This window comes from Promicromonospora sp. MEB111 (genome assembly GCF_030209445.1).
In the GTDB taxonomy this organism is placed as follows: Bacteria; Actinomycetota; Actinomycetes; order Actinomycetales; family Cellulomonadaceae; genus Promicromonospora.
Genome location: NZ_JARVSD010000012.1, coordinates 68,926 through 90,996 on the forward strand (window position 1 = coordinate 68,926; position 22,071 = coordinate 90,996).

A 22,071-nucleotide genomic window follows, 5' to 3' on the forward strand; every position below is an offset into this window, starting at 1 on the left:
CTCTAGCTCTGACGGTGCCGCAGCGGCACCAGATGACCGCCTGCCGCTCGATGAGTTGAAGGCGCTCTGGCGAGTCGCCGACCCGAGAGCGAGAACTGGTGATCGGGGGCGGGGTACGGCGGCGTCCGGGCAGGCTCAGGCAGGCCGGATCGTACGACGCATGACGGTGTTCCTCAGCCCCTTCGAGCGGACGAACTCGAAGCCGGCTTGCTCGTACATCGTGCGTGTTCCGTTGTAGACGAACGAGTTGTTCATCCGCTTCTCGCCGATCTCGTGCGGGTACCCCTCGACCACACCGCCACCCTGCGCGGCGATCTGGTCGAGCGCCCCGGCCAGAGCCACCTTGGCGTAGCCATGCCTGCGGTACCGCTTGTCGACGAAGATGCAGGTGATGCGGTAGTCCGGCGTGACGTCAGCCTCGGCGAGATATTGCTTGCGGTGATGGATGTTCGGCAGCTCGTCCGGGGTGCCGTACTCGGCCCACGCGATCGCTTCATCGCCGATCAGCACCAGCGCCGCATGAGCCTGTCCGGCCTCGACGAGCCGCTTCTTCAGCGCACGGCTGCCCTCGTATCCCGGTTCCCGTTCGGCGCATTCGGGGTGGAAGTAGGTACACCAGCACCCACCGAAGATCCCGTTGTGCCGTTCGACCAGACCGGCGAACGCGTCCCACGTCCGAGCGGTCAACGGCTGGATCGAGTGTCCGTCGGTCACCATGCACCGATCGTAGGCTCCGACCGGAAGAGCGCCTGATGTACCGCTGAGGAACCACATGTGTGGGCTGGGACCTCCATCGCGGACGACCGGCAGGCGAGCAGTACGGCGCCGAGCTGCCTTTCGGGCGCGCAGGTCAAGAGCGTTGTAGAGGTCACGCCGCTCCGCCGGCAAGGTCGTCCCCACCACCAGCGACATCTGAAGACGTGCCTAGGCACCGCCTCCGGCTGTCGCGGCCTCCGTCGCGGACCGCCCCGGAGCGGTCGGCCCCGGAGCGGTCGGCTTCGTGAACCACCCTCCGTAGGTCAGCAGCAGCCCCATGACGGCCAGCGCGGCGAAGAAGATCCGGGCCGCGATCGTCGCGGCCGGCGAGTCCATCGTGGCGTCGACACCGGTCTGCATCGCGTCGGGCGTGACGATCAGGGCGAACCCGCGGAGAGCCACGAACCAGCCGAACAATGACACGGTGATCGCGAGCGGGCCGCGCCAGCTCCGGTGCCCGCCGATGATGATCAGGCCGCCCAGCAGCATCATGGCGCCGAGCATCAGGACCAGGATCGGCTGGGCGAACAGGTCACCGATGCCCTCCATCCCGTCGGGCAGCCGGATCGCATAGATGGTGGTGAAGGCGGCGACGTAGGGACCGATGACGCGGGCGAACGCTCGGGTTCGCAGCTGTGCCTCGATGCTGGCAGCTCGCATGGTCTTACTTCCTCTCCTTGGGGCGGTAGCCGACCTGATGGAGGACGGCGCGCAGGTAACGCTCGGTGTCCTGCGCCGTGCAGGTGTCCGGGTACGTGACCAGGTGCTGCCAGCCCGCCCCGGAGAGCAGATCCAGCAGGACCTGCGGGTCGGTGCCTGCCGGCAGCTCCCCGCGGTCCCTGGCCCGCTCGAAGACCTTCGTGCGGGTATCGCTGCGCTGGTCCCCGAACTGGCTCTGGTAGGCGCGCGCGATCTCGGGGTAGTCCTCGAACGCGCTGTAGAGCCGACGCAGGAGGCGGCGCTGGCGGGTGTCGGCGAGGACGGATGCCCAGCCGGTCAGCAGGTGCTCGACGTCGCGGATCTCCGGCGTCGCCGACGGATTCCCGTTGGCGGCCTCGAACGCGGCCAGCAGGAGTCGGGTCTTGTCCGGAAAGCGCCGGTACACCGTGGCCCGGGTGACCCCCGCACGCCGGGCCACCTGCTCGACGCTGGTCGCGTCCGCGCCGCGTTCGATCAACAGGTCGAGCGCGGCGGTCAGGATGGCTGCGTCGGCCTCGCTGCTGCGCGGGCGGCCGGGGGTGCGGTCGGCGGTTCCCATGCCACTTACAATACAGTACAGCTCTGTATTGTAAATAGCACCGGCGCGCGACCTGCGCTCCGAGCCGACGAGGCCCCCTTTTGTCCTCCGTGAGACGGAAGGGGGCCTCGTCGGCGTATGTGGATCAGGAGATCTTGCGGCGGTAAGCGTCCCTGGTGCCCACGACGTGCCACGGTAAATCCCTGCGGCGCCGGGGCCCGACCTTGTTATGGTCCGGTTACCGCAACGGGAGGGCACCCTCATGATCGACCTCGACGAGCTGGATGCCGCGGCGTCGGCACGATCGTTCAGCGGGGTCGTGACCATCGACGTCGGTGATCGCCGGGTCGTGGAGCACTGCTACGGGTTCGCCCATCGCGCGCTGCGCGTACCGAACACCCCGGGTACGCGGTTCGCGATCGCGAGCGGCAGCAAGAGCTTCACCGCCCTCGCGATCATGCAGCAGGTCGCCTCCGGGACGCTGGCCCTGAGCGACCCGGTGCGGCGCTACCTCGGCGCCGATCTCCCCTTGATCGACGACGACGTCACGATCGAGCAGCTGCTGACGCACACCTCGGGCATCGGCGACTACCTCGACGAGGACGACGACTGGGACCCCGCGGACTACGTCCTGTCCGTCCCGGTGCATACCCTCGAGACGGCGGAGTCGTTTCTTCCGATCCTGGGCGGCCTGCCGCACAAGCATCCGCCCGGTGCGCGGTTCACGTACTGCAACGGTGGTTACATCGTGCTGGCGATCGTGCTCGAGCGGGTCACCGGACGACGGTTCCAGGACGTCGTGGAGACCGACGTGTTCCGACCTGCCGGCATGACGAGCACGGCATACCTTCGCTCGGACGAGCTGCCCGGCGACGTCGCCCTGGGCTATCTGGACTCGGATGGTGATCGCAGCAACGTGCTGCACCTGCCGGTTCGCGGCAACGGCGACGGCGGCGCCTACACGAGCGCCGCCGACCTGCACCGGTTCTGGCGCGCGTTGCACGACGGCGCGATCGTGCCCCATGAGGTGGCCACCGAGATGACGCGTCCGCACGTCATCGTGCCGGAGGGGCCGCGGTACGGCCTCGGGTTCTGGCCCCACCCGGTCGATCCCGCGGTCGTGATCCTCGGCAGCGACGCGGGTGTGGAGTTCAGGTCGACGCACGATCCCGTGACCTGCACGACGGCGACCGTGCTGAGCAACTGCAGCACGGGCTCGCAACCCGTCCTGGACCTGCTTCGAGCGTCCTGGCCTGATCGGCTGACGACGACGTGATCTTCGTCGTGTGGTGCCGCGTGGACGGTGAGAACGAAGACACGCGCGTGTAGGGGTGGCGGAACGATGGATCAGGTGAACCCGAGCGCCGAGCTGCCCCCAGCGCCGAACCGCGCTCCGGACGTCGAGGACGACTTCGCCACGGGGCCGAACCCAGGGCTCTGGGTACCGCACTACCTGCCGCACTGGACCACGCCCGACCGGTCCGCGGCTCGCTACCGGGAGACGGCGAGCGGCCTGGAGCTGCTCGTCGAGGCCGATCAACCGGACTGGCGGCCCGAGGACGCGCCACTGCGCGTCTCCAACCTGCAGACCGGCACGTACTCCGGCCCGGCCGGCTCGCGACGGGGGACCCACCGGCACCGGACCGACGGCCTCGTCGTCCGCACGGCGACGCCGTCACGCCTTCTCTGGGCGCCCTCGGCCGGCCGGATCGAGCTCACCGTGAGCGCGACCCGCGACCCTGGATGCATGCTTGCCGCCTGGTTGGTCGGCACCGAGCAGGACGACGCGACCGCAGCCGGCGAGATCTGCGTCTTCGAGATCGACGCGGCGGCGATCAGCGCCACCACCACGGCGCGCACGGGGATCAAGGCGCACCACGACCCAGAGCTGGCGACCGACATGAGCGAGGTCCGGCTGCCCTTCGACGCGACGACGCCGCACACCTGGACGGCCGTGTGGGGGCAGGGCGAGACGGTGATCGGCTGTCAGGGCAGGGTGCTGCGGCACATCCGGCAGAGCCCGGACTACCCACTCTTCCTGATGGTCGACCTCTTCGAGACCGGCCCGCCCGGTGGCCACTACCCGAAGGCCGCCGTCGTGCACCGTGTACGCGGGTGGACCGGTCGGTAGGACCATCGCCGTTCGGGCCGGCATTCCGACGTGCCATTTGAATGTGGAAGGATTGAAAAGGCGCGCGAGTGGGTGAAAACTATCCCGGGCGGGTTATATTCCAATGCTGAAGGATCGAATCTGTATGTGGACCGATTGAATCCGTTTCCTGGACGTGACCGGCCTGTGAACAGTGGTCGACCCGCTTGAACTGCTCGATTTTTTCTCGGCATGATGAAAGTCATTCACCGCGAAAGAATCCGAGGGGTCATCGTGAATAATCAGCCCATTGTCACCGTGACTGGCATGCTCGCGGCCAGGGCGGAAGAGAGGCCGGACGCGACCGCGATAGAGCTCGTCGGCGCGGGGCGGCTCAGTTATTCGGCGTGGAACGAACGCTCGCGCGCGGTCGGTCACGGCCTCGCGGCCAGGGGCGTCCAGCCTGGTGACCGGGTGGTCGTGCGTGCTTCCGGTGACTGGATCGCGTTCGCGATCGCATACGTCGGGGTGCAGACCGCCGGGGCGATCGCCGTGCCGGTACTCGCGTCCAGCAGCGACGAACACATCGCTCGCGTCTGCGTGGAGGCCGGGGCGGTCGGTGTCATCGGTGACGTTCCCGTGGCCGGGTGCCCAGGCTGGTCCCGGACGGTCCGTCAGATCGAGGCGGCCCAGCCGACCGGCTCGACCGGGGTCGAAGTGAGCGGGGCGGACGACGCCGAGATCCTCTTCACCTCCGGGACGACCGGACGGCCGAAGGGCGTCGTGTCCACGCACGACAACCTCACGTACGCGGTCCGGCCCCCCGGTGACGGCGCGCCGACGGGGGAGGAGACAGCGGACGAGCCGGTGCGCAGGGTCCTGCATGCACTGCCGCCCGCCACGAACGCGGGTCAGAGCCTCATGATGCAGACACTGAGCGCGGTGCCGCACACCATGATCGTGCTCGAGAAGTTCGACGCCGACCGTCTGTTGGGTGCCGTCCAGAGGTTCAGGCCGGACGACGTGGTGCTGGTCCCCGCCTACGCGCTCGCGCTCCTGCGGGTCGGCACGCGGTTCGACCTGAGCGGTGTACGGCAGGTGCGGACCACGAGCGCGCCGATCTCTGCCGCGACGCTGGCCAGGCTCGCCGAGCTGTTCCCGACCGCGAGCGTCGTCAACATGTACACCTCGACCGAGAGCTGGCCCGCGCGCCTGCGGATGCACTTCGACCCGGGCCGACCGTTCTCGCTCGGGCGGGCGCACGGCCGGAGCGAGGTGCGCATCGTCGACGGGTCCGGCGAGCCGGTGGTCACGGGCGTGTCGGGGTCGGTGCAGCTCCGGACGGACGGCGTGCGTCCGCGCCGCTACTGGAACGACCCGGAGGCGAGCGCCGGCGTCTTCCGGTCGGACCTGTGGGTGAGCACCGGCGACGTCGGCCGCCTGGACGAAGCGGGGTACTTCTACCTCGAGGACCGCAGCGCCGACACGGTGAACGTCGGCGGGCGGAACGTGTCCACGCTCGCCGCGGAGGGTGTCCTCGAGGACCATCCCGACGTGGAAGAGGCGGCGGCGTTCGGCGTGCCGCACCCGACGCTCGGGCAGTACCTGGTCGCGACCGTGATCGGTTCCGACAGCCTCGACCCCGACCAGGTTCGCTCCTTCGCGGCCGCGCGGCTGGGGGAGGCCGACGCACCCAAGCGGGTCGTCCGGGTCGGGCACTTCCCTCGCAACGCCCTGGGCAAGGTCGTCAAGCGTGAGCTGATCGAGACCGTCTCCGGGCTGATCGCGCGAGATGCCGGGCACGGCGAGGCGGCGAGCGACACGGAACGCGCGGTGGCTGCCATCTGGGGGCGGGCCCTGGACGTCGGTCCCGCCGCGATCGGCCCGGACGCCGAGTGGCTGTCGCTCGGCGGATCGTCGCTCGAGGCGGCCGAGGTCGCGCTGCTCGTCGGCGACGAGCTCGGGCGGGACGTGCCCGAGCGGGTGCTGCACACGAACCCGACCCTGCGGGCCTACGCTGCGGCGGTCGACCAGGCGCCGCCGGCGGACCAGGTGCGGCTGCGGCCCCTGGGTCGCGCTACCCGGGGGGTTGGCGGATGAGCACGCTGCACGCGGCGACGCACTATCAGCGTTCCCTCTTCGACGCGACCGGCGGGCGGGCGTCCGGCGTCAACATCGGCGCGGCCGTCCGGATGCGCGGTCGCGCCGACCCCGGCCGCGTCCGCGGCGCGCTGGACGCGCTGACCGCCCGGCACGAGGCCCTGCGCACCACCCTGACACGTCAGGACTCCGGCGGTGCCGCCCATCAGGTCATCGGCAACCACGCTCCGTCGGACCTGCGCGAGGTCAGCGTCGCCGAGGTCGACGAGCAGCAGCGGGAGTCGGCCTGCGCCGCGCTCCTGCAGGAGGAGCTGCGGCGGCCGTTCGTGCTGGAGGACAGTCCCCTCGCCCGGGCCGTGCTCGTGACCCTCGCCGACGACGACCGGGTGTTCGCCGTGATCGCGCACCACGCGATCATGGACGGCTGGTCCGCCGGTGTGATCCGCGACGAGCTCCCGCACCTGTACGAGCACGGCACGGGCGCCACGCTTGCGCCGCCCGCGCTCCATCTCGCCGACTACGCCGGGTGGGAGGCCGAGCTGGCCGACGACCCCGCGACACAGCGGCACTGGCGGGCCGCCCTGGCCGACGCCAGTCCCCGCCTCACCTTCCCGGAGGACGTCTCGGACGTCGGGGCTGTCGCCCGCACCACGCCTCGTCCGCTCCCGCTCGACCACGGTCTGACCCTGGGTGCGTTGCACCCGCTCATGGTCGAGGAACGGGCGAGCACGACCGCCGTCCTGCTGGCCGCCCTCGCGGCGTCCCTGAGCCGTCATGCGACGAACGAGCGGATCACGTTCGGCGTCATGCGGTCGAACCGCCAGCAGCGTGACGTCCGCGGCACGGTCGGGTTCCTCGCCGGGCACGTGCCGGTCACGGTGGACCTGTCCGGGGACCCGACGTGCGCGACCCTTGTCGGGCGCACGGCCGACGCCTATGACCGGGCGATCTCGCGCCCGGCACCGGTCGGCGTGCTCCGCGGGGCGCTGCCCGACGCGGGCCGTGGGCCCCTGTTCGACGTGTCGCTCAACTACAGCCACGGACCGCATCAGGCCGACGCGGTGGTCACGGGTGCGGGAATCGCGTTCTCGCAGTTCGACCTCGCGCACGAGGAGCCCACCGACCACCCCTGGTGGGACGGCGCCTCGCTGCTGGACTTCCAGGTCAGATCTGATCCGGCCGGGAGACTCTCGGGTGTCCTCGTGGCGGACGCCAACGTGCTGGGCGACCCGGAGGTGGCCGGTTTCGCCGAGCGTTTCAGCGCCGCGCTGCGCAGGTTCGCCGATCGCCCCGGGGATCGCCTCAGTGATCTCGGCGCGGCGAAGGAGGAGGCCCGGTGAGCGCGCTCGCGGCCGACGCCGGGACCGTCGTCCTGCCGGCCACCTACCTCCAGCAGGAATGGGTCGCGGCGGTCGGTGGACCCGAGTCCAACCACAACATCCCGCACGCGATCGAGATCACCGGACCCGTGGACCTCGGTGATCTGTCCGCGGTGCTGGCGGCGCTGGTGGAACGACACGAGACCATGCGCACGGCCTTCGTCCGCACCGAGGCCGGGATCGCCCAGCAGGTCGTCGCGCCGTTCCGCCCGGAGCTGGGGTTCGAGGACCTGTCGCGCCGGCCGCGACCGGCGCAGCGTGCCGCGCTCGAGGAGCTCGCGGTCCAGCGCTGCGAGCAGCCGATCGACCTGTTCTCCCCGCCGCTCTGGTCGGCGGTCGTGGTCCGGATGGCCCCTGAGCGCCACGTCCTGCTGACCGTCTGGCACCACGCGGTCTTCGACGGATGGTCCAACGCGGTGCTGTTCCGCGATCTCCACCAGCTCTATCGTGCCCGGCTCGACCCCGGGTACCCGCCGCCGCCCGCGCCAAGGGTCCAGGCCGGTGACTACGCCGCCTACGAGCGCACCCTCGGGCTCGGGGCGAACGCCGGGTTCTGGGGCGAGCAGTTCCCGGCCGACCCGCCGCGCCTTCCCCTGGAACGCACCGGACCGGACGATCCCCTGTGGCTGCAGGCACACCCGCTTCCGCTCGTGGCGGGGGACGCGGCCGGCTCGCTGCTCCAGCTCGGCGCGCAGCGCGGCGCCAAGCCGGCCAGTGCCCTGCGCGCCCTGGTCCTGGCGTCGCTCGCGCCCTTTCTCGGCGACGACGTGATGATCGGGTGTGTCACGGCCAACCGGGACGCCTCCGGGCTGACGCACACCATCGGTCTCGTCAGCGATCACGTGCCCGTGCGGGTCGACCTGCGGGACAACCCGTCGTTCGGGGAGCTTGCCGGCCGCGTCCACGAGGCGACGAGACAAGCGCACGTGCACCGGGTCCCGGTCGGAGTGCTGCGTCACGAGCTGCCCGGGGCGGTCCGGGGGGACGGCTCGTTGTTCGACATATCGATCAACTACATGCCGCACGCCCCGGCCAGGGCCGTCACGATCACGGCAGCGGACGGCAGCAGCATCGGCATGCTCCTCCGTCCGCTGCCGACCGACGCGCTCCGGCCGCGGATGGCGTCGTCGTTCAGCGGGGCCGTGCGCCTCGGCTTTCAGCTCCGCCACTCGCACGAAGGACATGTCTCCGGCGATCTGTGGGCGCATCGCCCCGCGTTCAGCACGCGGACGCTCGACGAGCTGACGGGGAATCTCGGCCGTGCGGCACGCGAGGTGCTCGCCTCGCCTGGGCGGGGGATCCGGGACCTGGCAGTCCGGGGGAGGGCGGCGGACTAGCCCGGCGAAGCCGCCATCGCGAGCCGCTGCTGAGCTGCCCACGCCTTCGCGGTCACGGCCACCTGGACCTCGGGATCGAGCAGCCAGGCGGTCTCCAGACCATTGATGAAGGCGATGATCTCGATGGCCTTGAGGCGGGTGTCGACGTCCGCGCGGATCTCGCCGCGATCCTGTGCGGCGGCCAGGACCGAGCCGACCCGGTCGACGGTCGCGTGATACCGGCTGGCCAGCCGGGGGTGGAGAGCGCCGTCCTCGCCGAGGTTCTCGACGACAAGAACGGTGTGCATGCCGACCGTCTGGGAGTGGCTGGCCCAGCGGGTGACGTTGTGGGCGATGACGTCGAGGATGCCGAGACCGACGTCGGCGTCGCGCCACAGGATCTTGTCCTCGGCCTCGTCGCGCCGATCCAGCACCGCGTTGAGCAGCGCCTCCTTGGTCGGGTAGTGATAGAGAAGCCCGCTCTGCGAGACCCCGGCCTCGGCGGCGATCTCCGCGAGATTGGTGCCGCGCGATCCGTTGCGTGCCACGAGGCGAGTCGCGGCGTCGACGATCAGCTCCTTCCGGGCCTTGCCCTTTGCCGATTCGGTCTTCTTGACGCCGCCGGTACCCCGTGCCGCCCGGAGATCGTATTGCCGTGCCATATACGTATCCTATCGCCCTATTTGACAGCGCCCTGAAGCAGGGCTTTCACGAAGTGGCGCTGGAAAAAGAGGAACACCAGCAGGGAGGGGGCAATGATCAGCAATGAACCGGCGCACAACAAAGCGATGTTCGTACCGTGCTCACCCTGGAATGCACCCAGGCCGCCGGCAACGGTACGCATGGTCGGATCATCGATGAGCACGAGCGGCAGCAGGTACTGGTTCCAGGTCGCGAGAAAGAACAGGATCGTGAGTGCCGACAAGGCGGGTACCGCGAGCGGCAGCTGGACCTGGCGGAAGATCTGCCACGGCGTGGCGCCGTCGAGCTCGGCAGCCTCGGTGAGGGCCGTCTCCACCTTGAGGAAGCTCGCTCGCATCCAGAACACGCCGAAGGGCATGAGCAGCCCGATGAGCGGCAGGATGACGGCCCACCGGGTCCCGAGCAGCCCCATGTCGCGAAGGTTGTAGTAGAGCGGCGTGATGAGCGCCTCGAACGGCAGGGTCAGCCCGACGAGCAGGAGCGCGTTGACGAACCTGCCGCCGGGTACGTCGAGCTGCGCGAGCCCGTATCCGGCCGCGGTGGCCATGGCGACGGCGGCCGGCACGACGCCGAGCACGATCAGGACGCTCGACTGGAAGAGCGCGAGGAAGTTCGCCGCGGTCCACGCGTCGGCGAAGTTCTGCCACTGCGGGTCCTCGGGCCAGGCGAGCCCCGGCGGCGTGCTGTTCTGCGGTGCGAGCGCGGCCGTGAGCATGCTGAGCAGGGGCAGGATCGCGAACGCCATGAGCGCCACCAGGATGACCACACGCGAGACGAGGCCGTGGCGGGTCGACGAAGCGGTGTTCATTCGTGCCTCCCGAGTCGCTGGATGGGCCAGATGACGAGCAGGACGAGAGCCGCGAGGAGGACGGCGAGGGCCGAGGCCTGGCCGATCCGCTGTTCCAGGAAGGTGAGCCGGTAGATCTCCACGCCGGGCACCATCGTCTGGTATCCCGGGCCGCCCTGGGTCGCGATCTGGACGACGTCGAAGCTGGCCAGGGCTGCGATCGTGCCGATGGTCGCGCAAACCGCGATCTCCCCGCGGAGCCCGGGAAGCGTGACCGCGAAGAACTCGGCGACGCGGCCCGCTCCGTCCAGACGGGCAGCCTCGTAGAGCGACGGGTCGATCTTGCCGATGCCGGACAGCAGGAGCACCGTGCAGAAGCCGAACGACAGCCAGAAGCCGATGACGCCGACGGCCGGCAGCGCGAACGTGAAGTCGCCGAGCCAGGCGCGCGTCAGGGACTCCAGGCCGACCGCTCCGAGCGCCTGGTTGACGAGCCCGTCGGTGGAGAACATCCACGTCCACGCGATGCCGGCCGCCACCGGCGGCAGCACCTGGGGGATGAACAGCACGACCCGTGCCGTGGTGTTGAACGTCCCGACCCGGAGCTCTCGGATGAGGCTGGCCGCGACGAGTCCCAGACCGACCGGGAGGACGGTGTAGAAGAAGATGAGGACGAACGCGTGGATGACCGACCCGAGCAGCTCGGGCTCGGTGAAGATCGCTCTCCAGTTGTCCAGGCCCGCCGGTGTCGCCGGCCCGATGCCGTCCCACTCGTAGAACGAGAACTGCACGGACTGGCCCAGCGGGTACAGGACGAACACGCCGTACATGACGAGCGCGGGCGCCACCCAGAGCAGTGCTCCCCACCGCCGTGCCGGACGACGTCGTCGAGCGGGACGCGGGCGTGGTGACGACACGGGACCCGGCTTGACCGCGGTCGAACTCGTCACCAAGTGGCCTGGTGGTTCAGTGCCTGCGTTCTGTGTCATGGTCTCGCCCCCGGGCATCTACTTCTCCGCCTCGTCCTCGTAGTCCTTCTGGACCGCCGCGGAGAACTCGGCCGGCGACGTCTTCCCGGCGACGAGAAGCTGGGTCTGCGGGATCAGGGTGTTCGCGTGCATCGATGCGGTCGAGTTCGACATGAAGTCGACGAGACCGTCGCTCTCCAGCAGCAACTGGAACGACTCGACGGTGCCGGAGACGAGGGATCCGGGCTCGGAGTCCGGCAAGGACGCGTCCGACGGTCCGGCGGGTGGCAGGCCGAGAAGGTCGAGCGTGCTCTGTCGGGCACCGGTGTCGGTCTGGATGAAGTCCAGGAATGCGGCGGCCACGTCACTCTGGGAGGACTTGGTGGGGATCGCGAGCACGCCGGGGGCGGTCATCGCGGTGAACGGGTCACCGGTCTCCTCGGGCGGGAAGAGGAAGAACCCGATCTCGCCTCCGCCTGCGTCCTGGAGCGTGGGTGCCTGCCAGTTGCCGCTCGGGAAGAAGACGCCCTCACCTTCGGCGAACCTGGCGGGAGCCTGGGTCTGATCGATGCTGTTGACGTCCGCCGGCAGATATCCCTCTTCGCTCCAGCTCTGGAGCGTCGTGGCGGCATCCACCAGCGCGGGCGTGTCGATGTTCGCGCCCGGCTTGTTGTAGTTCCAGTCCTGGACCACCTGGGTGCTGCCGGCGTAGTTCATCTGGAGGTTCTGCAGCGGATACGCCAGTCCTCCGTCCTTGCCGTTGACCATCAGCGGTAGCAGGCCGGCGTCCTTCGCCTTCTCCAGGCTCTCCTCGAAGGCGTCGAGCGTGGCCGGCGGCTCGGTCATGCCGATCTGAGCCGCGAGCGACTTGTTGTAGTACATGCCCGTCAGCCCGAACCCTGGTCCGGCGCCGTACAGGTGCCCGGTGCCACGCTGTCGCCCGTCGTCGTCGACGCGGGTGGAGGCGAACTGCGACTGCGGCCACTCGGTCCACCCGTACGCCTCGGCGTACGGGTCGAGGTTGGTCAGGAGCCGGTCCTCGACCAGGTTCCCGAAGGATGCGAGCCGGACCAGGTCGGGCACCTCCGTGCCCGATATCAGGCGAGGGACGTTCGTCGTCAGGCTGTTGAAGTCCTCGCCGGTCACCTGCACGGTGACGTTGGGATGCTTGTCCTGGAAGGCTTCGCCGAGCTCCTCGTAGAGCGCCACGTCAGGTGTGGACACGAGCACCTCGAGAGTGACCGGCGCGTCGCCGATGCTCGTGCTCACGCTCGTCGGCGTGTCGGACAGAGGGCTTTGCGCGCCCGGGGCGCCGCACGATGCCAGGAGTGCGGTAAGGACGACTGGCAGCGCGGTGGGCCAGCTCGGTCGCCGGCTCCGCCGAGGCAGAGTGTTGTTGGTACGCATGACAACTCCTCAGGAGTGAATTTCGGACGGTGTGCTGATCGCGCGACCTGCGCGGTCCGGTTCTCGGTCGGCGAACGCTCGCCGTAGTGCCGAGCCGGCCTTGTCCATCGCGTCCGTCGCGTCCGTCATGACGCCGAGATACTCGATGAACCCGTGGATCTGGCCCACGTAGTCGTGGACCTCGACCGGGACCTGGTCGCCACGCAACCGCTCGGCGTACTCGACGGCCTCTGAACGAAGGATGTCGTGCTCGGCGGTGATGACGACGGCGGGGGAGACGCCGCGCAACGTCTCGGCATGCAGCGGCGAGACCACCGGCGATCGTCGCATCAGCCGGTCGGGGACGTAGGCGTCCCACAGGTATCCGATCCGCTCGAAGGCGGTTCTGCCGTAGCCGGCCAGCCCCGCGAAGTCCGAGTACGACTCCACGAACCGACGTTTGCTCGTGGTGTCCATGGTGCTGTCCAGAACCGGGTACACCAGCAGCTGCAGCGCCAGGTCGACCTGGGAGTCCGTCGCCCGGAGCGCGGCCGCAGCCGCGAGGTTCCCGCCGGCGCTGTCGCCCCCGACCGCGACCCTGGAGAACTGCCGCCGGGCCCAGCTGACGGCGGCCCACGTGTCGTCGAGCGCGGCGGGGAACGGGTGCTCGGGAGCGAGCCGGTAGTCGATCGCGAGGACGGCGCACGCGGCACGGTTCGCGATCGCTCGCGCGACGCCCTCGCAACAGTCCAGGTCGCCGAGCATCCAGCCGCCGCCGTGGATCCAGACCAGGACGTCCTCCTCGTCGCCCCGCGGCCGGTAGAGCCTGGAGGGGACGCCGCCGGCCTCGATGGTCTCCGCGGAGACCACGGGCTCCAGCGGACCGCGGAACGCCAGTACGTGGTCGCGGGCCTGCTTCCGCAGCGCGAGGACGTCGCGACCCCAGTAGTTCACCTGGGGTGCGAGGGACTCGAGGTATCTCTGCACCTGCGCGCTGGGCGCGGGGCTGATGGGTGTCGCCATTGAGCTCCTCCTTGAGCTGGGCGGGCCTGCGGTGTCAGCAGGCAGGCAAGAGTGACCACTCCGTCGTGGTCTTTCGGCATCGATGTGGGGTCTGCGGTCGGTCACCGCTGGTCGGGAACCTGGCGGTACGCGGTCATGGTGTGCGGTACCGCTGCGGCCGGGTGAGCAGGCTGCCGGCCGCTCGCGACCGTCCGGTTCACCTGGGCTCGAGAGGCTCGAGCTACCTGTGCGCCCGCGTGCTGGGCACGGGGCTGGTCGATGTCGTCATGGAGCTCCTCCTTGAGCTGGACACGTAGGAGTGACCACGTCCCGCGTGCGTCACCACCCAATACCGACTGAGTAGTCAGTCTGTTCTGTGCTTTTGAATGTAGCTCGCGCTCGGTCGTGTGTCCAAGCCGGCGGATGTGGTGTAACCGATTCGTGATCCCGTGGGCTTCGGCCTGGAAGGCCTCGGCGAGCTGTTCGAGATCGACCGCTTCGATCAGGACCTTGACTGCCTCCGCTCACCGGGTGCCCGGATAGAGTCCTCTCCGTGAGCAGCGGATGGCAGGACATCATCAGCTCGGTGCGGGAGGGTGCCGGCGGCCCTTGGGCGTGTCCGGAGTGCGACGAGGTTGCCGTCGAGCTGGGTCAGCGTTTCGTGCGTCGCGAAGTCGTCGAGTCGACGCTGCTCTGTCTTGCCTGCGAGGCAGGGGCTGACGGGCCCCGGTTCTGAGCCGATGGCGTGAACGACGGACCAGATCCTCGATCGGGTCCGAACTGCCTCGACTCTCGTCGAGGCACGGGCTCGTGGCGGGATCGCGTCGTTGACCGGTGAGGTCCGTATCCCCTAGCCTGGCCGCCGGCCGTTCAGGACCTGTCCGAGTCAAAGGAGACTTCGCGAGGCTGGGTCTGACCACCCCACCGTCCACGGTCGAGCACCTCGCGGGCGCGATCGTCGAGGCCTCGGTCGCAGGGCGTGACGAAGGGACATCGCGGATGTTGCCCAGGTTCTTGATCGCGGGGATGACAGCGCTGACATCGGCCTCCGTCGACTGACCGAGCACCACCGAACGAAGGAGCGAACGATGAGGTTCACCAGAGCTGCCGCCACGGTCGTCGCACTGGCCTGCGCGCTGGGGGCGGCGGCCCCCGCCGAGGCGCAGCACGGCGGCGCCCCCGCGGTGTCGCAGCGCACGCAGGTGCAGCGGGCGGTCGCGTCGTACGACGCGATGCAGGAGCACATGGCCGCGAGCGACGGTTCCGGCCTCTACCGCGAGCGGTACCCGAGCGGGGCCGAGGACCGCACCTACTCGTTCGAGTGGCCGCACTCCCAGGCGCACGTCGCGACGCTCGACCTCACCGGGCTGCCCGGGGCCGCGGGGCGGTCCTTCGAGGACGACCTCGCCGACGTCGCCCACGGGCAGGAGCACTTCTGGAATGCCGACGGCGGCACCACCGGGCTGCCCGGCTACGACTCGTACCCGCGCGCCCCGTACGGCGGTGGCGGTGACATGTTCTACGACGACAACGAGTGGGTCGCGCTCGCCAAGGTGCAGCAGTATCTGGCAACCGGCGACGAGGCGGCGCTGAGGCGCGCCGAGGAGATCTTCGAGCTCGTGGTCTCCGGGTGGGACACCGACCCGTCGCACCCGGCGCCCGGCGGCGTGTTCTGGACCCAGGCGACCTGGAGCACCGACCGCAACACCGTCTCCACGATGCCCGGCGCGCAGCTCGCCACACGCCTGTACATGATCACCGGGGAGCGAGGCTACCTCGACTGGGCACAGCGGATGGTGGGGTGGACCGACGAGCACCTGCTCGCGCCGAACGGCCTCTACTGGGACAACATCAAGCTCGACGGGTCCATCGACCGCACGCAGTGGTCGTACAACCAGGGCGTCCCGTTGGGCACCTACACCCTGCTGTACGAGGCGACGGGCGACAAGCGGTACCTGGCCAAGGCGAAGGCGATCGCGGCGGCCTCCTACCGTTACTACGTCACCGAGGGGCGGCTGGCGGACCAGCCGATGTTCTTCAACTCCATCTGGTTCAAGAACCTCCTCCTTCTGGAGTCCGTGACCGGCGGCACGACGTACCGGAACGCCATGGCGGACTACGCCGACGATCAGTGGCGCACCGAGCGCGATCGCGCGAGCGGGCTGTTCAACGCGGGGGACGAGCACACCGAGCTGCTGGAGCAGGCGGCGATGGTCCAGATCTATGCCACCCTGGCGTGGCCCCGCGAGCAGGCCTCCATCCTGTACTGAGCCCTGGCGGCAAGCGGCCTCGCCGTCGACCAGGGCCCAGGGTGGAGCGCCCTCTCGTCCGTGTGAGCGCGGACGAGAGGGCGCTCTCCTCGGCGCGGCCCGGTCAGATCCGTTCGAGCCGGAGCATCGACCAGGAGACGGGCGGCAGGTCGACGTGCGCGCGGTCGTCGGAGACCTTGGCCGTGGTGTTCGCGCGCGGCAGCACCGAGGTGGCGTCGTCGGCCGTCGCGGACCACGTGTGGTCGGGGTTCGACAGCGTGAGCGCCTCGACCACCCGGAGCCCGGGGAAGCCGCGCAGGTCCACGTCGAGCGCCACGTCCTCGGTGAGCGACCGGTTGACCGCGAGCACGACGACGCCGCCGGTCTCCGTGTCGTGGGTGGCGACCGCGTCGAGCACCGGGACCGGGCCGAACTTCGCCGTCTCCTGTACCGGTGCGTCCACCGCCAGGCGCAGCACCTCGCCGGCGGCGTGCCGTGCGGTGAGCGCGAAGGGGTGGAACGTCGTCTGCCGCCACGACCGGCCGCCCGGCTCGGTCATGATCGGCGCGATGACGTTGACGAGCTGCGCCAGCGATGCGGCGTGCACGCGGTCGGTGTGCCGCAGCAGCGAGATCAGGAGGTTGCCGACCACGACGGCGTCGGCCACGTTGTAGCGGTCCTCCAGCAGCACCGGGGCCACGGGCCAGTCGTCGCCCGACGGCGGGCGCGACTCCGCGCGCTTCTGGTACCAGACGTTCCACTCGTCGAACGAGACGTGGATGTGCTTGGTGTGCTTGCCCGCCGCGCGCACGGCGTCGGCGGTCGCGGCGACGGAGTCGACGAAGTGGTCCATGTTCACCGCCGAGGCCAGGAAGGAGGCGAGGTCGCCGTTTTCCTCCCAGTAGTAGGCGTGCGCCGAGATGTGGTCGACGTGCTCGTAGGCCTCGGTGAGCACCGTGTGCTCCCACTCGCCGAAGGTGGGCATCTGCGAGCCCGACGAGCCGCACGCCACGAGCTCGAGGTCGGGGTCGACCATCCGCATCGCCCGCGCGGTCTCGGCCGCGAGACGCCCGTACTCCTGCGCCGTCTTGTGGCCGATCTGCCACGGGCCGTCCATCTCGTTGCCCAGGCACCACATCTTGATCCGGTACGGGTCCTCGGCCCCGTTCGCCCGCCGCAGGTCGCTCCAGGTGGTGCCGCCCGGCACGTTGCAGTACTCCAGCAGGTCGAGGGCCTCCTGGACGCCGCGCGTCCCGAGGTTGACCGCCATCATCGGCTCGACGCCGGTCCGGGCGCACCACCGCATGAACTCGTCGACACCCACGAGGTTGGGGTCGGTCGAGTGCCAGGCGAGGTCCAGACGGCGGGGGCGCTGCTCGACCGGGCCGATCCCGTCCTCCCAGCGGTAGCCCGAGACGAAGTTGCCGCCGGGGTAGCGCACCGTCGAGACGCCCAGCTCCCGGGTGAGCTCGACGACGTCGCCCCGGAACCCGTCGGCGTCCGCCGTCGGGTGGCCGGGCTCGTGCAGCCCCGTGTAGACGCTGCGGCCCAGGTGCTCGACGAACGAGCCGAACGTACGGGGACGCACCGGTCCGACGACGAACGCCGGGTCGATGGTGACGGATGCGGACAGCATGGGTGGTACTCCTCGGTGGTCGGTGCTTGAGGGCATGCTTCGCGCAGGCGGGGCGGCTGCCGTCGCCGACGGCCGCTGTGGCCGCCCCGCCTGCGCGATCAGACGGTCGGGGCCTACTGCCCCAGCTGGTTCTGCAGGTCGGCCTGTGTCTGGTCGAGGGCCTCCTGGACGGGCACGTCGTTCTCGTAGATCTCGTTCAGCGTGACGGTGCGGAACGTGTCGTCGACGGTGGGCCAGTTCGGGTCGGCGAACGACTCGAAGTTCCCGATGCCGTCCTTCACCTCGCCCAGCACGTCGAACAGGTTGGTCTGGAAGTACTTGTTGAACTTGTTCTCCGGGTTCTTGGTGACGGCCTCGTCCTCCCACATGGCCATGTTCACGGGGTCGAAGCCCAGCACCTCCCACACGGCGACGTTCGCCTCGGGGGAGAGCTTGGCGAAGGCGAGCCATTCGGCGGCGAGATCCTTGTTCGGCGAGACGACGGGGATCGCCGTGCCGGTGCCGCCACCACCGATGGTCTGCACCTCCGCGCCCTCGGGGGCCGGCGCCGGGGCGATGGCCACCTTGCCGGCGAGGTCGGGCATGTAGTCGACGAACCGGGACGTGTACCAGGCCGGGTAGACGATCGCGGCGAAGTCGCCGTTGTTGATCGCGCCGTACGCCTCCTCGGAGTCGGGGCTCCCGCCCGGGATCGTGGAGACCGCCCCGGCGTCCTGCATGTCCTTGATCATCGAGAGGGTCTCGACGACCTCGGGGCTGTTCACCTGCACGTTGCCCTCGGCGTCGATGTACTGCCCGCCGAGCTGCGCCGTGATGAGCGGCTCCAGGAACATGACGCCGGTGCTGGCCACGCCGAACGCCTTGCCGGTCTCCTCGTGGTACTTGACCCCGGCCTCCTGGAAGTCGTCCCAGGTCTTGATGGTCGTGTAGTCGATGCCGGCGCCCTCGAGCGCCTCCGTGTTGTAGAAGGTGGTGAACGCGCCCACGTGGGTCGGGTAGCCGTACATCTTCCCGTCGCGGCTGTACAGGTCGAGCTGCGCCTGGACGATGTCGTCCTTGTACGGGGCCGCGGCCTCGGTCAGGTCGAGCAGGGGCGGGTTGTCGCCCTTGACGAAGTTGGCGAACTTGTTGACCTCGATGTCGACCACGTCCGGCAGGCCCTCACCGGAGTTCACCGCGAGCTGCAGCTTGTTGTGCATGTCCTCGTACGGGTAGACCGTGACCTCGAGCTGGATCTCCTTGTCGGGGTTGGCCTCGTTCCACTGCTCGGCCATCTCCTCGTAGTACGCGGCGTGCACGTCGGCGAACGTCCACATGTTCAGCGTCGTGGAACCGTCGGCGTTCTTGACGGGTGCCGAGGGCTGACCACCGCCGCACGCGGTGAGTGCGCCCACCGCGAGTGCGGCGGCCAGCATGGACACCGTCGTCCGTAGCCTTGTCATGTCTTTCTCCGTTCGATCAGGGAGCGGTCAGCCTTTGACCGCTCCTGCGGTGATTCCTTCGATGAAGAAGCGCTGGAATGCGAGGAAGAGGATGAGGATGGGGATCAGCGAGAAGAAGGCCCCGATGATCAGCAGCTCGTAGTTGTTGCCGTAGGGCGTCAGGAGCGTGTTCAGGCCGATCGGCAGCGTGAACTTCTCGGGGCTGCGCAGCACCAGCAGCGGCCAGAGGAAGTTGTTCCAGCAGAGCATCCCGTTGAGGATCGCCATGGCGGCCATCGCCGGCTTGGTGATCGGCAGCACCAGCCGGAAGAAGATGCCGAACTCGCTCACGCCGTCGACCCGTCCGGCCTCGAGGATCTCCTTGGGTATCCCCAGGAAGTACTGGCGGAAGAAGAAGATCGTCACGGCCGAGGCGAGGAACGGGAGCGCGATCACGACGTAGGTGTCCGCCAGCCCCATGTCGTTGACCTGGACGTACAGGGGGAGCATGAGCATCTCGAACGGGACGGTCATGACCAGCAGGACCATGACGAACCACAGCGTCTTGGTCCTGAACTCGTACATCGCGAAGCCGTAGGCGACGAACGCGCTCACCAGCAGGGTCCCGGCGACCTGCCCGATCGTCAGCAGGAGCGTGTTCGCGAACCACCGGAAGTACGGCCCCGAGTCCGTGAACAGCAGGACGTAGTTGTCCAGGCTCAGCGCGGCGAGGTCGACGTCGAAGGTCATGCCTCGCCGGATCACCTCGTTCCCGTCCTGGAACGTGCCCACGAGGATGGCGAGGAGCGGGACGAGGGAGATCAGCGCCATGACGACGAGAAAGACGGACTGGACCCACGCCGCGGCGGACGGCCCGCGGCGACGTCGGACGGCGGTGGCAGGAGCGGTCGTCACCCGGTCCTGTTCCTGGAGAGCGGCCATCACGCGGCCTCCTTCTTGAAGGTGCCGCTGGCGACGAGATAGGAGATGTTGATCGTCATCACGATGACGAGCAGCACCACGCCGACGGCAGAGGCGAAGCCCAGGTCGTTCTCCTCGATGCCCTTGCGGTAGAGGTATCCGACGACCGTGAGGCCCTGGTTGTTGGGCGAGTTGTTGCCGGCGTAGAGCATGAAGCTCTCGAGGAACATCGCCAGGCCGCCGTAGACGCTGATCGTGACGACGTAGACGATGGTCGGCCGGAGGTTCGGGACGGTGATGTGGACGAACTGGCGGAACCTGCTCGCCCCGTCGATCGACGCCGCCTCGTAGTACTCGGTCGGGATCGCCTGCATGCCGGCCAGGAAATACATCATGTTCACCCCGGTCCACCGCCACAGGGCGATGGCCAGCAGGGCCACGAGCCCCGTGACGTCGCCGCGCAGCCAGCGGACCGGGCCGAAGCCGAAGAACTCCGCGACCTGGTTCATGATCGCTGTGTCGGACTCCGCGAAGATGAGGCGGAACACGATGCCGGCCACCACGACGGAGGTCAGCGCGGGAACGAACATCGAGGCCTTGAAGAACGCCTTGATGCGGGCGCTGCCGATGCCCGAGTTGATCAGCGCCGCCAGCGCCAGCGGGATCGGGATGAGCAGCACGAGCGTCAGGACCATGTAGCGCAGGCTGTTGAACAGGGCCTGCCAGAAGATGCGGTCCTGCCAGAGCCGCGTGTAGTTGTCGAGCCCGATGAAGGTCGCCTGGCCGTAGAGCACCTCCTGGGTGCTCATCACGAACGATCGGCCCAGGGGGACGACCCAGAAGACGGCGAGGGTGACGAGAAAGGGAAGGATGAAAAGGTAGGGCGCAAGCCTCTTCGAGTACAGGAGCTGCTTCACGGCGGTCCGGATCCTCCTTGATCAGAGCCACGGGGTGACGCCGGCGCGGTCGGACGAGGCCGTCGATCGCGGGGTGTCATGATGGTCGGCGTGGTGAAGATGAGCGATGTGGCACATGAAGCAGGCGTCTCGACGATGACGGTCTCGAATGTCATCAACGGGCGGCCGGGAGCTAGTGAGGACACCCGCGCCCGCGTGCTCGACGCGGTGGCCCGGCTCGGCTACCGGATGAACGCCACCGCACGGCAGCTGCGCGTGGGCCGGAGCGGTGCCATCGGGCTGCTGGTACCGCACCTGGACGGTCCCTACTACTCCCACCTCGCGGCTCGGCTGGACACCCTGGCGCGATCGCGGGGGTACCACGTCATCATCGAGCGGACCGGTGCCAGCAGGGAGGGCGAGCTCGACGCGATCTCGCCCGAGCGCGTGCGGCCCTACGAGGGCGTGGTGTTCAGCCCGGTGCAGATCGACACCGCGGACGTGACGGCGGCCGGCATCGAGGTCCCGGTGGTCCTGCTCGGCGAGCGACGGCTGGCCGGCGCGTTCGACCACGTGATGATGGACAACGTGGGCGGCGCCGAGCTCGCCGTGTCGCACCTGCTGGAGCACGGCGCGCGGCGCATCGCCCTGATCGGTGGCCGCCCGGACAGCGGCGTCGACAGCATGGCGACCCTGCGCAGCCGTGGCTACCGCAGCGCCCACGCCGCGGCGGGCGTGCCGGTGGACGAGCGCCTCGTGGTCGACGCCGCCTCGTTCACCACGAAGGACGGCTACGAGGCGGTCATGCGGCTCCACCACGGCGGCATCCCGTTCGACGGCGCCTTCGCGCTCACCGACGCCGCGGCGATGGGTGCGCTGCGTGCGCTGGCCGACATCGGGCTGCGCGTCCCGGAGGACGTCCAGGTGGTCGGCTTCGACAACGACGCGGAGGGGGAGTACCTCATCCCGCGCCTGACCACGACGGACCCCGACAACGACTCGATGGCGGAACGCATCATGGAGCTGCTCCTGCGGCGGGTCGAGGCGGGCACGGCCGTCGCCGGCGACGTCGTGGAGGCCGTCATGTCGGCCCGGATCGTCGTGCGTGAGTCGACGCTCGCCCGCACGTCTGCCTAGTCGATCGGTCACTGGTTCTCTTCCTCGAGCAGCCTGTCACCTCGGTGATATTTATCGATAAAGTAGGGGGTCATCGCCCCGGGTGTCAA

The 22,071-nt window shown here is 69.2% G+C and carries 20 protein-coding genes; 8 read left to right on the forward strand and 12 right to left on the reverse strand.

Features of this window, described 5'->3' with window-relative positions; translation table 11 throughout:
* Positions 1-135 precede the first annotated feature (135 nt).
* From QRN56_RS14890 to QRN56_RS14900, 3 genes are all read right to left on the reverse strand, one after another.
* Complete coding sequence (locus QRN56_RS14890; protein WP_285104511.1) at positions 136-717, reverse strand: GNAT family N-acetyltransferase; 582 nt, start codon at positions 715-717, stop codon at positions 136-138.
* 207 nt (positions 718-924) lie between these two features.
* On the reverse strand, positions 925-1,416 hold the full coding sequence (locus tag QRN56_RS14895; protein WP_285104513.1) for a hypothetical protein: 492 nt from the start codon (positions 1,414-1,416) through the stop codon (positions 925-927).
* Between the two features lie 4 nt (positions 1,417-1,420).
* The gene (locus QRN56_RS14900; protein WP_285104515.1) at positions 1,421-2,014 is read right to left on the reverse strand and encodes a TetR/AcrR family transcriptional regulator; all 594 of its coding nucleotides are present in this window, start codon (positions 2,012-2,014) and stop codon (positions 1,421-1,423) included.
* 241 nt (positions 2,015-2,255) lie between these two features.
* Here QRN56_RS14900 and QRN56_RS14905 point away from each other — a divergent pair, with 241 nt between their 5' ends.
* The 5 genes from QRN56_RS14905 to QRN56_RS14925 all read left to right on the forward strand — a co-directional run bounded on the left by QRN56_RS14905 (position 2,256) and on the right by QRN56_RS14925 (position 8,898).
* A complete protein-coding gene (locus QRN56_RS14905; RefSeq protein WP_285104517.1) occupies positions 2,256-3,269 on the forward strand; it encodes a serine hydrolase domain-containing protein in 1,014 nt (337 codons plus the stop codon).
* A 75-nt stretch (positions 3,270-3,344) separates the two neighbouring features.
* Complete coding sequence (locus tag QRN56_RS14910; RefSeq protein ID WP_285104518.1) at positions 3,345-4,124, forward strand: hypothetical protein; 780 nt, start codon at positions 3,345-3,347, stop codon at positions 4,122-4,124.
* 285 nt (positions 4,125-4,409) lie between these two features.
* Positions 4,410-6,182 (forward strand): AMP-binding protein, encoded by a 1,773-nt coding sequence (locus tag QRN56_RS14915; protein WP_285104519.1) that lies wholly within the window; start codon positions 4,410-4,412, stop codon positions 6,180-6,182.
* Positions 6,179-7,522 (forward strand): condensation domain-containing protein, encoded by a 1,344-nt coding sequence (locus tag QRN56_RS14920; protein WP_285104521.1) that lies wholly within the window; start codon positions 6,179-6,181, stop codon positions 7,520-7,522. The genes QRN56_RS14915 and QRN56_RS14920 overlap by 4 nt, the downstream gene beginning before the upstream one ends.
* On the forward strand, positions 7,519-8,898 hold the full coding sequence (locus QRN56_RS14925) for a condensation domain-containing protein (RefSeq protein ID WP_285104522.1): 1,380 nt from the start codon (positions 7,519-7,521) through the stop codon (positions 8,896-8,898). Before QRN56_RS14920 ends, QRN56_RS14925 begins: the two co-directional genes overlap by 4 nt.
* Here the strand turns inward: QRN56_RS14925 and QRN56_RS14930 are convergent.
* From QRN56_RS14930 to QRN56_RS14950, 5 genes are all read right to left on the reverse strand, one after another.
* Positions 8,895-9,539 (reverse strand): TetR/AcrR family transcriptional regulator, encoded by a 645-nt coding sequence (locus QRN56_RS14930; protein ID WP_285104524.1) that lies wholly within the window; start codon positions 9,537-9,539, stop codon positions 8,895-8,897. The genes QRN56_RS14925 and QRN56_RS14930 overlap by 4 nt on opposite strands.
* A gap of 17 nt (positions 9,540-9,556) precedes the next feature.
* Positions 9,557-10,345, reverse strand: a complete 789-nt coding sequence (locus tag QRN56_RS14935; protein ID WP_350224571.1) for a carbohydrate ABC transporter permease — start codon at positions 10,343-10,345, stop codon at positions 9,557-9,559.
* Positions 10,346-10,383: 38 nt separating this feature from the next.
* On the reverse strand, positions 10,384-11,283 hold the full coding sequence (locus QRN56_RS14940; protein WP_285104526.1) for a carbohydrate ABC transporter permease: 900 nt from the start codon (positions 11,281-11,283) through the stop codon (positions 10,384-10,386).
* Between the two features lie 90 nt (positions 11,284-11,373).
* Positions 11,374-12,603, reverse strand: coding sequence for an ABC transporter substrate-binding protein (locus QRN56_RS14945; protein ID WP_285104528.1), 1,230 nt, complete (start codon positions 12,601-12,603; stop codon positions 11,374-11,376).
* Between the two features lie 147 nt (positions 12,604-12,750).
* The gene (locus QRN56_RS14950) at positions 12,751-13,743 is read right to left on the reverse strand and encodes an alpha/beta hydrolase (RefSeq protein ID WP_285104529.1); all 993 of its coding nucleotides are present in this window, start codon (positions 13,741-13,743) and stop codon (positions 12,751-12,753) included.
* A gap of 532 nt (positions 13,744-14,275) precedes the next feature.
* Between QRN56_RS14950 and QRN56_RS14955 the strand changes: the two genes are divergently transcribed.
* Together QRN56_RS14955 and QRN56_RS14960 are read left to right on the forward strand one after the other, a co-directional pair.
* On the forward strand, positions 14,276-14,458 hold the full coding sequence (locus tag QRN56_RS14955) for a hypothetical protein (protein ID WP_285104530.1): 183 nt from the start codon (positions 14,276-14,278) through the stop codon (positions 14,456-14,458).
* A 352-nt stretch (positions 14,459-14,810) separates the two neighbouring features.
* Entirely contained in the window at positions 14,811-15,992 is a 1,182-nt protein-coding gene (locus tag QRN56_RS14960; protein WP_285104532.1) for a glycoside hydrolase family 76 protein, read from the forward strand.
* Positions 15,993-16,095: 103 nt separating this feature from the next.
* Here QRN56_RS14960 and arfA read toward each other — a convergent pair whose 3' ends face one another.
* The 4 genes from arfA to QRN56_RS14980 form a co-directional block, all read right to left on the reverse strand.
* A complete protein-coding gene (arfA, locus tag QRN56_RS14965; protein WP_285104534.1) occupies positions 16,096-17,607 on the reverse strand; it encodes an arabinosylfuranosidase ArfA in 1,512 nt (503 codons plus the stop codon).
* Between the two features lie 113 nt (positions 17,608-17,720).
* Complete coding sequence (locus tag QRN56_RS14970) at positions 17,721-19,049, reverse strand: ABC transporter substrate-binding protein (RefSeq protein ID WP_285104536.1); 1,329 nt, start codon at positions 19,047-19,049, stop codon at positions 17,721-17,723.
* 27 nt (positions 19,050-19,076) lie between these two features.
* Positions 19,077-19,970: a carbohydrate ABC transporter permease gene (locus QRN56_RS14975; RefSeq protein WP_285104537.1), complete on the reverse strand. Its 894-nt coding sequence runs from the start codon at positions 19,968-19,970 to the stop codon at positions 19,077-19,079.
* Entirely contained in the window at positions 19,970-20,866 is an 897-nt protein-coding gene (locus QRN56_RS14980) for a carbohydrate ABC transporter permease (RefSeq protein ID WP_285104539.1), read from the reverse strand. The genes QRN56_RS14975 and QRN56_RS14980 overlap by 1 nt, the downstream gene beginning before the upstream one ends.
* Positions 20,867-20,974: 108 nt before the next feature.
* On the opposite strand from QRN56_RS14980, the gene QRN56_RS14985 reads away from it, so the two are divergent.
* Entirely contained in the window at positions 20,975-21,982 is a 1,008-nt protein-coding gene (locus QRN56_RS14985; RefSeq protein ID WP_285104541.1) for a LacI family DNA-binding transcriptional regulator, read from the forward strand.
* The last annotated feature ends 89 nt before the right edge of the window (positions 21,983-22,071 follow it).

Coding starts and splice junctions, on each gene's coding strand:
- QRN56_RS14890 (WP_285104511.1), bottom strand. CDS start 717: ATGGTGACCGACGGACACTCGATCCAGCCGTTGACCGCTCGGACGTGG.
- QRN56_RS14895 (WP_285104513.1), bottom strand. CDS start 1,416: ATGCGAGCTGCCAGCATCGAGGCACAGCTGCGAACCCGAGCGTTCGCC.
- QRN56_RS14900 (WP_285104515.1), bottom strand. CDS start 2,014: ATGGGAACCGCCGACCGCACCCCCGGCCGCCCGCGCAGCAGCGAGGCC.
- QRN56_RS14905 (WP_285104517.1), top strand. CDS start 2,256: ATGATCGACCTCGACGAGCTGGATGCCGCGGCGTCGGCACGATCGTTC.
- QRN56_RS14915 (WP_285104519.1), top strand. CDS start 4,410: ATGCTCGCGGCCAGGGCGGAAGAGAGGCCGGACGCGACCGCGATAGAG.
- QRN56_RS14920 (WP_285104521.1), top strand. CDS start 6,179: ATGAGCACGCTGCACGCGGCGACGCACTATCAGCGTTCCCTCTTCGAC.
- QRN56_RS14930 (WP_285104524.1), bottom strand. CDS start 9,539: ATGGCACGGCAATACGATCTCCGGGCGGCACGGGGTACCGGCGGCGTC.
- QRN56_RS14950 (WP_285104529.1), bottom strand. CDS start 13,743: ATGGCGACACCCATCAGCCCCGCGCCCAGCGCGCAGGTGCAGAGATAC.
- QRN56_RS14960 (WP_285104532.1), top strand. CDS start 14,811: ATGAGGTTCACCAGAGCTGCCGCCACGGTCGTCGCACTGGCCTGCGCG.
- arfA (WP_285104534.1), bottom strand. CDS start 17,607: ATGCTGTCCGCATCCGTCACCATCGACCCGGCGTTCGTCGTCGGACCG.
- QRN56_RS14970 (WP_285104536.1), bottom strand. CDS start 19,049: ATGACAAGGCTACGGACGACGGTGTCCATGCTGGCCGCCGCACTCGCG.
- QRN56_RS14975 (WP_285104537.1), bottom strand. CDS start 19,970: ATGGCCGCTCTCCAGGAACAGGACCGGGTGACGACCGCTCCTGCCACC.